Origin of the sequence: Fibrella rubiginis, from assembly GCF_017353185.1 — a bacterium.
Lineage (GTDB): Bacteria > Bacteroidota > Bacteroidia > Cytophagales > Spirosomataceae > Fibrella > Fibrella rubiginis.
Genome location: NZ_JAFMYV010000003.1, coordinates 56,526 through 71,791, shown reverse-complemented (window position 1 = coordinate 71,791; position 15,266 = coordinate 56,526). Strand labels below are relative to the sequence as shown.

Annotated in this window: 13 protein-coding genes; 9 read left to right on the top strand and 4 right to left on the bottom strand. The window is 54.1% G+C overall.

The genetic code is table 11. The features are described 5' to 3' along the window. Positions 1-32: 32 nt before the first annotated feature. Together J2I47_RS07150 and J2I47_RS07145 are read right to left on the bottom strand one after the other, a co-directional pair. Positions 33-2,966 (bottom strand): TonB-dependent receptor, encoded by a 2,934-nt coding sequence (locus J2I47_RS07150; protein ID WP_207363888.1) that lies wholly within the window; start codon positions 2,964-2,966, stop codon positions 33-35. A 165-nt stretch (positions 2,967-3,131) separates the two neighbouring features. Beyond that, positions 3,132-4,211, bottom strand: a complete 1,080-nt coding sequence (locus J2I47_RS07145) for a medium chain dehydrogenase/reductase family protein (protein ID WP_207363887.1) — start codon at positions 4,209-4,211, stop codon at positions 3,132-3,134. Positions 4,212-4,306: 95 nt separating this feature from the next. Here J2I47_RS07145 and J2I47_RS07140 point away from each other — a divergent pair, with 95 nt between their 5' ends. The 3 genes from J2I47_RS07140 to J2I47_RS07130 all read left to right on the top strand — a co-directional run bounded on the left by J2I47_RS07140 (position 4,307) and on the right by J2I47_RS07130 (position 6,058). Next, complete coding sequence (locus J2I47_RS07140; protein ID WP_207363886.1) at positions 4,307-4,900, top strand: Crp/Fnr family transcriptional regulator; 594 nt, start codon at positions 4,307-4,309, stop codon at positions 4,898-4,900. A gap of 438 nt (positions 4,901-5,338) precedes the next feature. After that, positions 5,339-5,575: a UPF0175 family protein gene (locus tag J2I47_RS07135; protein ID WP_207363885.1), complete on the top strand. Its 237-nt coding sequence runs from the start codon at positions 5,339-5,341 to the stop codon at positions 5,573-5,575. Beyond that, entirely contained in the window at positions 5,576-6,058 is a 483-nt protein-coding gene (locus tag J2I47_RS07130) for a PIN domain-containing protein (protein WP_207363884.1), read from the top strand. It abuts the gene before it with no gap. 74 nt (positions 6,059-6,132) lie between these two features. On the opposite strand, the gene pyk is transcribed toward J2I47_RS07130, so the two are convergent. Continuing rightward, entirely contained in the window at positions 6,133-7,572 is a 1,440-nt protein-coding gene (gene pyk, locus J2I47_RS07125) for a pyruvate kinase (protein WP_207363883.1), read from the bottom strand. A 215-nt stretch (positions 7,573-7,787) separates the two neighbouring features. On the opposite strand from pyk, the gene rpmH reads away from it, so the two are divergent. The 6 genes from rpmH (at position 7,788) to J2I47_RS07095 (ending at position 12,757) form a co-directional block, all read left to right on the top strand. Then, a complete protein-coding gene (gene rpmH, locus J2I47_RS07120) occupies positions 7,788-7,955 on the top strand; it encodes a 50S ribosomal protein L34 (protein ID WP_207334598.1) in 168 nt (55 codons plus the stop codon). A gap of 146 nt (positions 7,956-8,101) precedes the next feature. Then, entirely contained in the window at positions 8,102-8,566 is a 465-nt protein-coding gene (rnpA, locus tag J2I47_RS07115) for a ribonuclease P protein component (protein WP_207363882.1), read from the top strand. 118 nt (positions 8,567-8,684) lie between these two features. Continuing rightward, positions 8,685-10,337 carry a S41 family peptidase gene (locus J2I47_RS07110; protein WP_207363881.1) on the top strand — a complete coding sequence of 551 codons (1,653 nt, stop codon included), beginning with the start codon at positions 8,685-8,687 and terminating at the stop codon, positions 10,335-10,337. A 110-nt stretch (positions 10,338-10,447) separates the two neighbouring features. Then, complete coding sequence (gene tsaB, locus J2I47_RS07105) at positions 10,448-11,137, top strand: tRNA (adenosine(37)-N6)-threonylcarbamoyltransferase complex dimerization subunit type 1 TsaB (RefSeq protein ID WP_207363880.1); 690 nt, start codon at positions 10,448-10,450, stop codon at positions 11,135-11,137. Positions 11,138-11,201: 64 nt separating this feature from the next. Beyond that, the gene (locus J2I47_RS07100; protein WP_207363879.1) at positions 11,202-12,401 is read left to right on the top strand and encodes an acetyltransferase domain-containing protein; all 1,200 of its coding nucleotides are present in this window, start codon (positions 11,202-11,204) and stop codon (positions 12,399-12,401) included. Positions 12,402-12,514: 113 nt separating this feature from the next. Further along, positions 12,515-12,757, top strand: coding sequence for a hypothetical protein (locus tag J2I47_RS07095; protein WP_207363878.1), 243 nt, complete (start codon positions 12,515-12,517; stop codon positions 12,755-12,757). Between the two features lie 40 nt (positions 12,758-12,797). On the opposite strand, the gene J2I47_RS07090 is transcribed toward J2I47_RS07095, so the two are convergent. Next, positions 12,798-15,218, bottom strand: coding sequence for a TonB-dependent receptor (locus J2I47_RS07090; protein WP_207363877.1), 2,421 nt, complete (start codon positions 15,216-15,218; stop codon positions 12,798-12,800). Positions 15,219-15,266: the final 48 nt, after the last annotated feature.

Sequence of the window (15,266 nt, the reverse complement as noted above, 5' to 3'; positions counted from 1 at the left end):
AAAGCCGGAAACGGTGAGCAGCAGAACCGGGTCTAGAAGCTGTAACTGGCTCTGGCGAACACAAACCGGCCATTAAACCCGAATTGCTGCACGGCGCGACTGTAAACAAACCGCCCGTTGGAGGTATTGTCTAAAGCACCACTGTAGCTCTGCGACGCAAGGCCCGACAGGTTACTGGCATTGTTGCGCGGGTTGATATAAAGACGGTCAGGGTACACGTCGAAGAGGTTATTGGCCCCCACCTGAAGCTGCGCAGCTTTGGTCACATTGTAGCTCACGGTCAGATCGGTAATCCATTTGGCCGAAAACGTCTGGTCGTTTTCAAACGGATAATCCTGGCCCGCTACCTGCGTGCGGTTACCATTGGGCAGGTAAGGTGAGGTGGGGCTGAGGTACGTGACCTCGCCGAACCGCACCGACCGCGCAAACACATTCCAGCGACCGAACGCATAGCCCGCACTCAGGTTGATTTTGCTGCGGGGCACCGAACTCTCGAACCGTGACCGTTCCTGCCGGTCGAACAAACTATTCGCCACCGCCGTGTTGCTCGACAGCTCGGTGGGTACGGCAATGTTGGTGACTAGTGTCTTGTTGAAATTGGCGGCGACGCTCAGTGTCAGTGTGTTAGCGCCAAATCGTATCCGTTCGTTCAGGACAATGTCGATACCGCGCGTGGTGGTGTTAATGGCATTGGTGAAGAACTGCACCGTATTGATGTTGGCCACCTGCGCCGTGGTGCCGGTGGGTTGGGTAATGACCTGAACGGGGTCAACGGTGTTCAGAATCTGGTTGACCGTACCAACGTTCAGGTTGCCCGATTCGCGGTTGAACTGGCTCGAAAACACAATCCGGTTCGTGATGTCGATCTGGTACGCATCTACCGTAAAGGAGAAGCTACCCCGTTTGCCGGTCAGGCCCAGGCTGTAGCTTTTCGAGAGTTCGGGCCGCAGACTACCCACGCCAAACAAGCCCACAATGGGGCTGTCGTTGTTTACCGTCAGCACCTGCCGCGGTACACTGTTGACAAACTGCGTGCTCTCGCTGTTGAAATACCGCTGGTGCAGACTCGGCGCCCGGAAGCCTGTGGCCACCGCCCCGCGCAGGGCCAGGTCTTCAATGAGCGACAGGCGACCGGTGGCTTTATACGAGAAATTCGGCCCAAAATCGCTGTAATTCTCGTAACGGCCTGCGGCTTCCAGCAATAGGCGCGGTCCCAGTTCGGCCTCCACGTCGGCATACACGCCCGTGTTGTTGCGCGACTTGTTCACCGCATTCGACGGCTTGTAGCCCGGAAAACCCTGCGCCCCTGCCGCGTTGTTGCCCCGGAAATTCTGCCCGTCGGGGAAACCGCGCGAGTACGACAGTTCTTCACCCGGCGTGATGCGGAAATTGTCGATCCGGTGTTCGACGCCAAACGCCGTGTTGATGCCCCGCGACGTGCTGCCCCCCAGCGCAAACCGGCGGCTGATGTCGAGGTTGCTGGTGTTCTGCGCAAACTGCAACGTGCCCGCATAGAACGACGACGGACTGGTGCCCAGCGGTAGCGACGCGTTGAGGGTGTTGCTGATGTCGAACCGGATGCTGTTGCCGCCGTAGGTGTTGCTCAGGTCCCACCGCCAGCCGGTACCAAACTGCCCTTTCGCACCCACCGACCCCGATATGTCGTATACGTTGGTGTTGATGAGGGGCAGGAAACCGTTCGGGTACAGCGTCAGATCACTCTGCGTAGCCTGCGAGGGCAACCGGTAAAAAGCCGCGCCGGTACCCAGTTTGTTGGTCAGGCCCGTCTGAAAATACACGTCTGTCTGGGGGCTGACCGCAAACTGCCCATTAGCCATAAACCCGATGTTGCGTAGTTGTGCATTGCCCACCCGCATGTTGTTGCGGTCCAGCCCCGCCGCCTGCGCTTTGGCGTCGTCGGTGGTTTTAAGCGCGGCATACCGTACCTGGAAGTCGGCATCTGTTTCGGTAGCTCCCCGCGTCGGCAGAGTCGAGTAGAGCAGTGGCCGTGTGTCGATGCCGCCGCGGTTGGTGGCTCCCCGGTCCAGGTATTGCGCCCCAAAGCTGACAAAACCTTTCTGCCCGATCTGGAAACCTTTGCTCAGATCGACCTGCACCGTTTTGCCATCCGTAAACGACTTGTTCAGTTCGTTACTATGGCTGGCCGACTGCCCATACTGTGCTGACACGCTCCAGGGCGTATTTTTCTTTAATACAATGTTGATCACCCCGGCAATGGCATCCGAGCCGTATTGCGCCGCTGCCCCATCGCGCAGCACCTCGATCCGTTCAATGGCTGCCACGGGAATCGCGTTCATGTCGGTACCTACCGTCCCCCGGCCAAAGGTGCCGTTGATGTTCACAAGGGCCGTGTTGTGCCGCCGCTTGCCGTTTACCAGCACCAGCACCTGATCGGGGCCCAGGCCGCGCAGAGAGGCTGGGTCGATGTGGTCGGTACCATCGGATACGGCCTGCCGGTTCGAGCTAAACGAGGGCGCAATGAAGTTCAGAATCTGCGTTACGTCGGTTTGGGCGTAGGAACGCATTTCTTTCGCGCCAATCACATCGACGGGCACCGGCGTTTGGATGTTGCTGCGGGCGGTGGCGGCGCGTGAGCCAATGACCACCACTTCGTCCAGACTGGCCAGTCCTTCGCCCAGCGACACGTTGACGGTCGCGTTGCCCGACTCTGTCACGGTGACGGGGCGTTCTATGTTGTCGTAGCCCACAAAGGAAAAGCGCAGCGTATACGTACCCGGATTGAGCCTGATGGTATAATTCCCATCGGCATCTGTAGAAGCCCCCGTGTTGGTACCGACCACAAAGACGGTCACGCCGGGCAATGAAGAATTGGTTTTGGTGTCGGTCACGCGCCCCTGCACGCCCTGCGCGAAGCCCACGGCTACGCTGAGAAGCCAAAGAAGAGCAACTGCCCCCCACCGGCCTGGTTTGTAATGAAGTAACATGGAATAAAGCGGTTTGTATTCAGTTGTCGCCATCCGGAAAAGCCGGACATCGGTATGTATCAACCGCCGTTAAAAACCGATTAGTTTCATGTCTAGTGAGTAAGTGGGATTTACCGAGCCTAGGGATTTTGAGATACTATACAATTATTGCTTGGCTTTCATAACCTACTCCTCATGCTTAGGCAGCAAAAGTACTTTGCCATAAACGGTGCGCGACTCAGCAAGTTGCATGGCTGCAGTGATCTGTTCCAAAGGAAAGCGGGCGGCTATTTTTGGGGTGATTGCTTCTTCAGCCAGCAGGTTCATCAGCTGGGCGAAGTCGTCGCGCAGGCGGGTTTGAAAGGCCTTGCTACCCCGCCCGGCCAGGATGTTGTAGAAACCGACTTTCCGTCCGTTGGGCATCAGAGTCCACCAGGTCAGTTTAGCCAGTAGCGCAATGAATTTTGGCACAATCGATTTCGTACTGTTCTTGGCCGAGGCAATGGCATAGCACACCAGCGTACCCCCGGATTTAAGCAGGCTAAACGACCGATCTACACTCGCCCCACCCACATTGTCAAACGCCGCATCGATACCGTCGGGGGCAAGTTCACGAACGCGTTGAACCAGGTTTACATCGTTGTAGTCAACGGGTGCTACACCCTGCGCCCGGAGGGTGTGGTGGTGCCGGGGCGAGGCCGTGCCAATTACCCGGACACCAGCGTGACGAGCCAGCTGCGTTAAAATGCTGCCCACGCCGCCGTTGGCACCATGCACCAGAATGGTCTGTCCCCGCCGAACGTTAGCCGTGCGGTGGAGCATTTGCCAGGCAGTTATACCGTTCACCACCAGTGTCTCGGCATCGGCGGGGTTAATACCCACAGGAACGGGCAACAGGTCACTGGCGGCAAGCAGGGCATAGCTGGCCCAACCCCCGGTTTTGGTCAGAGCCGCCACGCGTTGGCCTATCAATGATGCTTCAACACCGGGTCCAACGGCGGCAACCGTGCCTACAAGGTCATAGCCCGGCGTGAACGGAAATTTCGGTTGGCCCGGATACCGTCCCCGGCGCATCGACTGTTCGGCGAAGGAAATACCACTGGCCTCGACCTGAACAACCACCTGCCCCGCCGCCGGGTGGGGGAGGGTGTGGCGCTGGAGAATAAATTCTTCGGGTTCAACAATGTGGGGGAATACCACCTGCTGGCTAACGAAAGTAGCCTGGCTAGTGTTCTGGGTGCTGGGAACTGCGCTGATTGTGCTCATGCTGTTGCTTTGTTTTTGTTGAATTACCCGACAAAGCTACCTGGGCGCCCAGGCCCAATTCGTTGACGATGGTTAAGAAATAGATGCCTCACACTATGCAAGAGCAACTTGATATCCTGCGTATGTCCATGTTGCAATGGATACCCCTCGACGAAGCCCTCTGGACCGACCTGCAACAGCGCCTTCAATACCGTACCTATCAAAAACGGGACGTGCTGGTGGCCGAAGGGCAGCTTAGCCGGGAAATTGCTTTTGTCGTTCGCGGGGGATTTCGCTACCACAAGGCCATGGACGGCGAGGAGGTAACCACATACTTTTCGTTCGAAAACGATTGGATAGGTGCTTACGCCGATTTTGTTCGACAGTCGCCAAGTGAGGTGACTATCGAGGCGATGGAAACTGGTGAGGTGCTGGTGTTAGGCTACAACGACATGCAGGCTATGTACCAGAGGCACCCCCTATTCGAGCGTTTCGGTCGGCTCATCGCCGAACACCTGCTGACCTGTTTCGGCGACCGAATGGCGAGTCTGCTGCTGAAAACCCCGGAGGAACGGTACGAAAAGACGCTGGCCGACAACCGGCACTATGTTGAGCGTGTACCGCAACACTACATTGCCTCGTACCTCGGCATCCGCCCCGAATCGCTCAGTCGTCTCCGCAACCGAATGATGCGCAAAGCCGTTTTGTGAATATTGCCTAACGAAAGTAGACTGAAAGTACATTGTACGGTAGCAGGTGTACGGTCAAACATATCCCCGTAAATTTAAAGTTTAACTTTAAATTTACGGGGATAGAGAAAGACAAAAACTCGGGCTGCTCAAGTCAATAGGTCAATCCACAATGCTGAGCTTGACGGTGTTGGTTTTGCCATGCTGAGACAAGGGCATGCTTAGGAGTTGATAAACATATCGCTTAATTCAAGCGAGCCCTAGGCAATGGGGGTTTTCTTGATGCTCTCGACGGTCCGATCAATCGTAATGTTGGTTTACGGATAAAGGGAACTGCCCGTACGCTATAAACCGACCTTACTTTACTGACCGTTCTACTCAAAGCTCAGCGATCAATTCGTCTTATTGAAGGTTGTATATTTGATCAATTCATAATCAGCCTGTATCCAGACGCTTACTATGACTATTACTATTCCTGACGAACTCATTGAACAGGCACATCTAGCACCCAACGAGTTGCGTACCGACCTCGCCGCCTATCTCTATGAACACCGTCGGCTCACACTTGGACAGGCCCGGCGTTTAGCAGGTATGGATTTGCTCACCTTCCAGCATGAACTGGCTAATCGAGACATTGTCATTCAGTTCGGGGTTGATGATCTGGAAAAAGACATGAAAAACCTGAAGATGATCTAAATGCTGGTTGTTAGTGATACGTCGCCTATTACGAATCTCCTTCAAATTGGCCAACTAGCGCTGTTGAGGCAGGTTTTCGGGCAGGTTGTTATGCCCCAGACGGTCTACGATGAACTTAGTGAATTACCATACCAACAGTTGTTGATTGACAGTGAGCCCTGGTTGGTAGTAGAAGTACCAAACCAGTTAGACCTTGTTGCCAAACTTGCAGCGGAACTAGATCCCGGCGAAGCCGAGGCTATTGCATTAGCTGTTGAGTTGAGAGCCGACTACCTGATCATTGATGAGTTGAAAGGTCGCCACGAAGCTGAGTTGCTTGGTTTGCGGATCGTCGGATTGCTCGGGGTTTTAATTCAGGCAAAGCAGGCTGGCTATATCGTAGCAGTAGAACCGCTGTTAATGGATTTACGGGCGAAAGCGGGATTTCGTATTCATCCAACATTATACAAATGCGTCCTGCAACTGGCAGGAGAATCAGCCTAGGCATCATTCGTTGTATTCTAAAAAGGCCCCGCAGACAATCTGCGGGGCCTTTTTAGAATACAACGAATGGTAGGTCAATCCACAATGCTGAGCTTGACGGTGTTGGTTTTGCGTTGCTGAGACAGAGGCATGCTCAGGGTGTTAATGAAAATATCGCCTGATTCGAGCGAGCCCTGGGCAATGAGGGTTTGCTTGATGCTCTCAACGGTCTGATCGACGGTGATGTCGGTTTGGGGCGTGAAGGGAATCACCTGTACGCCCCAATACAGACCCAGCACGTTGCGCAGGCGGGCATCGGGCGAGAACACGAAAATGCTCGCTTTAGGCCGGTGGTGGCTCAGCCGTACCGCCGTGTAGCCCGACGTGGTAATGCCAATAACGGCTTTGGCGTGGGTGTCGCGGGCAAGGCGGCAGGCGCTCATCACCACATTGTCGTTCAGCACGTTTTCGCTCGGAAAATCATTCACCTGCGTGTGGTAGCGGTAATAGATCTTGTCGGTGCTGGCCTCTACGTTTCGAATCGTGGCCGACATATTTTCAACCGCCAGCACAGGGTATTTGCCCGACGCTGTTTCGGCTGAGAGCATCACCGCGTCGGCACCGTCGAGCACCGAGTTGGCCACGTCGTTGATTTCAGCGCGGGTGGGGCGGGGGGCATCGATCATGCTTTCCAGCATCTGCGTGGCCACAATCACGGGCTTGGCGGCCCGGTTGCATTTTTCCACCAGCATTTTCTGAATCATGGGCACCTCTTCGGCGGGGAGTTCCACACCCAGATCACCACGGGCCACCATGATGGCGTCGGTGGCGGCAATAATCTCGTCGATGTTAGCGATGGCTTCGGGCTTCTCGATCTTGGCAACTACGCGGGCCAGCTTGCCCTTCGAGGCGATGTAGTCTTTGATCTCCAGAATCTCCTGGGCTTCCCGCACAAACGAGAGGGCAATCCACTCCACGTCGTGTTCCAGTCCGAAATCAAGATCGGCCCAGTCTTTTTCCGTCACCGAGGGCATCGACACTTTCGTGTTAGGCAGGTTTACCCCTTTTTTCGACTTCATCGGCCCGCCGTACACCACTTCGGTAATGACGTCGGTACCATCGACGCCTACCACTTTTACTTCTAATTTTCCGTCATCCAGCAAGATACGTTCGCCGGGGCGCACGTCGCGGTACATCCCTTTATAAGGTGTGCTGACGCGGTTGGCCGTGCCAATCATTTCGTCGTTGGTAAACACCAGTTGCTGCCCGGCTACAATCTGAACGCCATTGACGGGGTCTTCTACGGCCCCAATGCGAATTTTGGGACCCTGTAAATCCTGCAACACGCAGAGATTCATGTTATGCTCTTCGTTGATTTCGCGGATGCGGGTCAACCGTTGCAGGTGGTCTTCGTGGGTGCCGTGCGAAAAGTTAAGCCGGAATACGTTGACGCCCGCGTGGGCAAGGGCCAACAGCTGGTCTTTGGTGTCTGAAGCCGGACCAACGGTGGCAACAATCTTTGTTCGTTTAAACATGGAGTAACTGAAGAAAGGGCTGATGCTGAACGTATCGTCCGCAAAAATACGGTTTGTCCGTTTGGTTGTTGGTGTGTTTGTCTGTTATCTGCTCAACAGACCAACAACCAAACGGACAAACGCACAAACAGTTAAGCCTCTGTTTTGCCTTCTCGATTCAATCTGCTATTTTTGCGCACTCAATTCAGGAACAGGCATATTTACCGAATCATACAATGAAAAGAACGTATCAACCATCTAACCGCAAGCGCCGCAATAAGCACGGCTTCCGCGAGCGGATGTCGACGCCCAACGGGCAGAATGTATTGGCCCGCCGCCGCGCCAAAGGCCGTTGGAAACTGACCGTTTCGGACGAGAAAAAAGGCAACCGGTTTAAGATGTAACTCCAGAGACCGGTTCGCCGGTGCGGCAACCCTTTGCGTTTGAGCCGCCAAACACTAAGAGGCGTTATCGAGTCACTGCTTCGTGATTTGGTAACGCCTCTTAGTGTTTGGCATGTTTGGCAGACCAGTTTTCACAAACAGTATCCATGCGCTTCACCTTCCCCAAAACCGAACGGCTGACCAGCAAGAAGGTCATTGACCAGTTGTTTCACCGGCCAAAACCAGGTGAGCCGACTCCGATACGGGTGAAAAGTGGGTCTACGGTGCCGCCAGAGACATTTTACTTGTTTCCATTCCGGGTCATCTATTTTCGGCAGCCTACGTCAGTATTACCAACAGACGGCACTGCCAAAGAGATCACGCTCGAAACGGCCCCACCGCAGGCAGATACGTGCCAGGTGCTATTTAGCGTACCCAAACGGACGTTTAAAAAAGCCGTTGACCGCAATGCCATTCGTCGGCGCCTTCGGGAGGCTTACCGGCTCCATAAGCATACGCTAACGTCCCCGCCTGCTTCTATCGCGTTTCTCTATACCGCCAAGGCTAAGATTTCGTTTGAAGAGATAGAAAAAGGTATGAAATTAGCCTTGAAGAGAATGTACAATGCATAATGAACAATGTACAATGCGTTACCGATTGTCAGCCTCGCGTAAGATTGTACTGTGTTCAAGCAGAGCCACATCTGCAAACTGCATTGTACATTGTTCATTATACATTGTACATTAGGTTATGAAGCTCCGCAAAAAGATTATACTCGGTGCCTCGGCGCTGCTCGTTGCGGGCGGCCTGACGGCCTATAAACAGGACGACCGCTTTTTCGAGATCGCCCGCAACCTCGACATCTACGCCACCATGTTCAAAGAACTGAACATGTATTATGTAGACGAGGTGAACCCCAACCGGATGGTGAAAACGAGCATCGACGCCATGCTGAAATCGCTCGATCCGTACACGAACTTCTACGCCGAAGACGATATCGAAGATTACATGACCATGACTACGGGCCGTTACAACGGCATCGGGGCCATGATTGGGTCGCGGCAGGACAAGAGCATCGTGATGATGCTGTATGAAGGTACCCCCGCCGAAAAATCAGGCCTTCAGATCGGTGATGAGATCGTGAAAATTGACGGAGTCGACATCAAGGCTCGTCGCGACGTAGACCCCAGCAAGCTCCTGCGTGGGCAAACAGGTACGGCCGTGAAGCTGACCGTAAAACGGTTCGGCCAGAAAGACCCCATCGACGTGTCGGTGATGCGCGACGTGGTGAAGATGACCAACGTGCCCTATCACGGTATGCTCAACGACGAGGTAGGCTACATCGACCTGAAAGATTTTATGGCGGCGGCAGGCCGCGAAGTGAGGGCGGCGTATCAGGACCTGAAGGGTAAGGGAATGAAAAAGCTCGTGCTCGACCTGCGCGAAAATCCCGGCGGGCTGCTCGATCAGGCTATTGATATCTCTAACATCTTTATCCCCAGAGGGTCGGAGGTGGTGACGACGAAGGGAAAGGTGACCGAGTGGAACAAGTCCTACGCCGCGCTCTCGCCCGCGTTGGATACCGACATGCCCGTAATCGTGCTGACCAACAACCACTCGGCCTCGGCAGCCGAGATCGTGTCGGGCGTGATCCAGGACTACGACCGGGGTGTTCTGATTGGCCAGCGGACGTATGGCAAGGGCCTGGTGCAGACCACGCGGCCCCTGTCGTTTGGTACGCGGATGAAGATCACCACGGCTAAATACTACATCCCCAGCGGACGGTGCATTCAGGCCATCGACTATAGCCACCGCAACGCCGACGGCAGCGCGGGCAAAATCGCCGATTCGCTCCGCACGGCCTTCAAAACAAAAGCCGGACGACCCGTTTTCGATGGTGGCGGCGTAACCCCCGACATTGAAATCGAGGCTGTTACCCCTACACCACTTGCCCAGAGCCTGACAAGCAAAGGGCTAATTTTCGATTACGCCGTAAAATACCATCACGACCACCCCACGATTAAGCCCGCCCGTGAGTTTCGCCTCACTGACGCCGAATATCAGGATTTTGTGAAATGGGCCGGTGATAAAGAGTACGACTACACCACGCAGGTAGAAAAAGACCTCGGCACGTTGGAAGCGTCGGCCAAGAAAGAGAAATACTTCGACCAGATTCAGGATCAGTTGAAAGCCCTGAAATCGAAAATGTCGCACAGCAAAGATGCGGATATGAAAACCTTCCAGGCCGAAATCAGGACGTTACTGGAAGGGGAAATTGCCAGCCAATATTACTTCCAAAAAGGCCTTAAAGAATCATCCTTCGGCACCGATCCCGACCTGAAAGCCGCCCTGAAGCTCTTCGGCGATATGGCCCGGTATGAGAAGATTTTGAAAGGAAAATAAGGTGAATGCACAATGAATAATGTACAATGTATAATGGCTTCGCGCTCAGATGCTCCGGCGCGAAGCCATTATACATTGTACATTATTCATTGTGCATTCATGGCTCCGCCATGATACTCTCCCTCGACACCTCCACTACGGTTTGTTCTGTGGCCCTGCATACGCTGAATGGGGAGCTACTGGGCTGCTACGAACTCTATACCGAACGCACGGCTTCGTCGCGGCTGACCATGCTGGTGCAGGATGTGGTGGCGCATACGGGCCGTACCCTGGCCGACGTATCGGCCATTGCCGTAGCCAAAGGGCCGGGTTCCTACACAGGTCTGCGGATTGGTGTGTCGACGGCCAAAGGACTGTGTTACGCCCTCGACAAACCGCTGATCGGCATCAATACACTGGCCGCGATGACCGAGCAGATTCGGGCTTTCTACGCTCCCGAAACCTTGTTTTGCCCCATGATCGACGCCCGGCGGATGGAAGTGTATTGTGCTGTTTATGAGCAGGGTGGCCCGGAGTTAGTGGCAACGAATGCGTTGGTTCTGGATGAAGCTTCTTTTGCCGATTTGTTAGCCAATAACCGCGTTGTTTTCCTGGGCGATGGGTCTGATAAAGCACGTGCAGTACTCACGCATTCCAATGCAATTTTCCCCGATGTGCCTGTCCGTCCTTCGGCCCGTACGGTGGGTACGCTGGCCGTAGAGGCATACGCCGATGGCCGGTTCGAAGACCTGGCGGCTTTTGAGCCGTATTACCTCAAAGAGTTTATGACCACCAGGCCAAAGCAGCAGGTGAGCGTGTAAGTAAGCACGAATAGTGTGGTGAGTTAAGGTCAATGCTAGCCTTATTCCGTTATTTAGGATTGCTATGCAAACAAACACGACTTTAGCGCACCGCATTGTTGCCATTGATACGGTACGGGGGCTGGTGATGCTGGTGATGGCCATTGACCACCTGCGCGACATGCTTCACCTACCTGCCGTCACCCAGGACCCTACCAACCTGTCTACCACCACAGCGGCCGTCTTTCTAACACGTTGGATCACGCATCTCTGCGCCCCCACATTCGTCTTTTTATCGGGTACGTCGGCTTACCTATCTCTCCGAAAACGCACCGAACAGGGGGGCACAACAACCAACGCCCCGGCACGGCACTTCCTGTTTAAACGAGGACTGGTGCTGATTGGACTTGAATTGACGCTCATCAGTTTCGCCCTCTGGACCGACTGGCAGTTCCGGTCGTTGCTGCTTCAGGTCATTTTTGTCATTGGCATAGGGCTGATTCTGTTGTCGTGGCTGGCCAAACTACCTATACGGTGGCTGGCCGTGGCGGGGTTGGTCATTATGTTTAGCCACGACGTGTTCACGCTTGCACCACCCTTCGTGAGCACGCCAGCGCGGTTATTATGGGCACTGCTGTTCAGAACCGACGTATTTCCGTTTAGTCCTCACTTCATGCTCTTGGTGGGATACCCTATTATTCCCTGGTTCGGAATTATGTTGCTGGGCTTCGCTTGTGGACCCTTGCTGAGCCAAGCAATCAGCTTCCGAAAACCGCGTTTGCTGCGCCTGGGGGGACTTTCACTGAGCGTTTTTGTTCTACTTCGTTTTCTGAATTTATACGGTGATCCGGCCCCGTGGGCTGTGCAGAAGACGCCGCTGTTTACCGTGCTGTCATTTATCAACGTAAGCAAATACCCGCCCTCGTTGCTGTACGCAGCCCTGATGCTGGGTATCATGTTTTTGCTGCTCTGGCTCTTCGATGGGGTCGATAATGGCCTTACCCGCCTGCTGACGGTATACGGTAAGGTGCCGCTGTTCTACTATCTGTGCCACTGGTACCTGATAAAGCTGTCAATGTTCATCATGATCTGGGCGCAGGGTTATTCGCTCCGCGATATGCCCATTGGTCCACTCAATTTTGGCCGTCCGCCGGGGGCAGGGGTTTCACTGGGCGTGATGTACCTGATCTGGCTGGTGTTGATTGTACTGCTTTACCCCGCCTGCCGCTGGTATGCTCGCTACAAAGCGGCTCACCCGGAAGTAGTCTGGATGCGGTACGTGTAGACGGTCTACTGCCCTCGGCTGCCTACTGTAAAAGTCGTACGCTCAGAAAGTGTTGACCGTCAATACTTTTTGTTACGTAACGAGTTATAGCTGACGAACAACATCTCAACGCTATGCAAACTATTTTCCAATTAGAAGCAAACGAACTCAATGAGCAGTTTGTGCAACGCCTGCGTACCTTTTATGCGGGCCATAAAGTGAAAATTACGGTGGAAGAAGAGGCTATTCCAGTGTCAATGTCGGGTCTGATGGCCACGCCTACCAGCATAATACCTACAGCCTACCAGCCCCCCCGGACTCCGCAGGATGCCGAGGTCAACTCCCTGACGAGCAGCCTGCTCTTTGGGAGGTCTTAACGCCACAAGTTGTGAAGGCTAAAAGGAAGGCGAATCCTTGTTAGAATTTGATGCTGAAACCGGCGTATATGCTCCGCCCAACAGACGGAATAATACCTGGTCCTGGGTATTCGTCTGTCCGTTTGGTGAAGTAACGGCGGTCGGTCAGGTTATTTGTGCCAAACCGCAATTGGTATGTTTTAATCCGCCACGTGGCCGACCAGTCAAGTACGGTATAGGCAGGAATTAATCCGGCAACGGCGTCTTCTGAAGGTTGTATGCTGTTGTTGGCATCGCTAAACTGCTGACTTGTATAGCTGACCAGAAGTGTAGTAGAAAACCCCCGATAGCCCGCTATCAGGCCTGTTCTGTTGATAACCGCCGGCGCATAGTCAACATACTTACCCTGAAATTCACCCGATGTATACCGGGCGTCGATCAGCGCCAGCGAATTGAACACGCTCAGGCTGTAGAGACTGCCTCGTGCAAAAGCCTTCACGGGGTTGAATTCAAGGTATGATTCAAGGCCTTTGTGTGCGCTGTTGGCTACGTTGGTACGGTAGGGGAACATGGTGCCGTCGGGCGCAGTCCGTTCAATAAGCCCAATGCGGTTAGTGTACTGGAGATAAAAAACGCCCACGTCGAAGGTAAAGTAATCCCGCACATAACCTCGGTAACCCAAGTCAATGTTATAGCCTCTTGCGTCTTTCAGGTTGGGGTCAACGCTGGCAATAGAGCCAAAGGGAGTCAGGTTAGCATAATCAACGGGTCGGTAAGCCTGTGACCAGTTGGCGTAGATATTGGTTGTAGCCGATGCCTTGTACTGTGCGCCAACGCCGGCCAGCAGAATGTGCCGTTTTTTAGCCTGGTCTACCTCAACATCCGGCTCCTGGTTATCGGCGGGCGTGTAGCCTTTCGCCGTCGAATAGAGGTATTCGTAACGCAAGCCTGGCGTTAATGACAGGCGGTTGAGCCGTAGCGTGTTTTCGGCAAAGAACGCATAATTGGTGGTCGTGAAGTGTAAATCATATTCATACCGGGGGTCAAGCAGGGTCATGTCAAAATCGGTACCGGTTGTACCTAAACCGCCACCCTGCCGGTGCATGTTGCCCGAAAAAAAGCGCATACCGGTAGCCAGCGTACTCTGTAGTTTGCCAAGCTGAAAATCGTGCAACAGGCGGGCTTCGGTGGTAGTACTCAGGAATGATTCGCGTTGCACTTCGCGATTTACGTACTGGTTGGTTAAGGTGCTCACCGAGTCAATGGCGGCAGGTCCTCCGTCTTCATTGCGCCACACCAGGTTGCGAGCGCTGGCGTTGCCGGTGGTCTTAACAGTCAGTTTTGTCTGGGGCGTAAACTGATACGTGAGTGTAGCGGCCAGCACGTTCCAGGGGCTTTCGAGCCAGTTGCGTGCCCGGAACGACGCCCGGCTGTCGGTGGCAAACTGGGCGTCGGTAAAGCCGCCTGGCATATGGATTCGGTTTCGTAGTAACGAATACTCCAGCGCAACCGAGAGCCGGTCGTTGGCCTGGTAGCCCACCCGCCCGTAGGCCGACACCTGCCGGTAGTCGGAGTTTGGCCGCCACCCATTAATGGCTTTATACTGCCCAAAACCAACGTAGTTCCATTTGCCCGACTGGCCCCCCAATGAATAATAGGCGCTCACAAAGCCAAAGCTGCCACCTGTTAAACTGGCCGTTGATTCGAGGCGGGCGTTGGGGTTACCCTGCCGCAATACGTAATTGATGACGCCGCCAAATTGTGGCCCAAACTGCAATGATGAGGCCCCCCGCGTTACTTCAATGCGCTCCACGGCTTCAAGTGGCGGCAGGTAGTACGATTCTGGGTAACCGTAGAGGTCGGCAGTGATGTTGTAGCCGTTTTGGCGCGTGTTTGTTTCAATAGATTGGGATGGATTCAGCCCTCGAAAACCAATGCCATTGGTTGGAAAGCCACTGCCTTCGGTCTCTGAATAGTTGGCACCTGGCACCCGGCCCAATACCTGACGAGGGTTGTTTTGGGGGGTATTAGCGTCCAGTTTATCCAGCAGTAACACTTCCGTTTTTTTACCCGAATAAATTACGTTGTCGTTTATTTCGGCCAGATAACCCATACCCGTGATAGCCCGAACGCCCGTGACCACTACTTCACGTAAACTGGTGGTCTGTTCCGTCAGCACAACATCGAGTACTTGTTTTTGCCCGGCCACCACCGTAATGGGCAACGGCTGCTGAATAAAGCCAACTGCGCTCACTACCAGCGTGTAACTACCTGCCGGAGCTGTGAGGTGGTACGCGCCTGTAGCTGATGCTTTGGTGCCAATCGGTTGGCCAGAAAGAACAACGTTAGCCTCACCAATGGCTTGGCTGGTGGTTGAACGGATAGTACCCTCCAGGATACCACGTTCTGCTACCTGCGCAAATAAACCTGCAGGGATGAACAATCCGCTAATGAGCAGACAGAAGTAAGTAATGCCCTTCATTTATTTAGACTAATTATACAGACAAAGGTAAGCCGCGGATCAATAGAC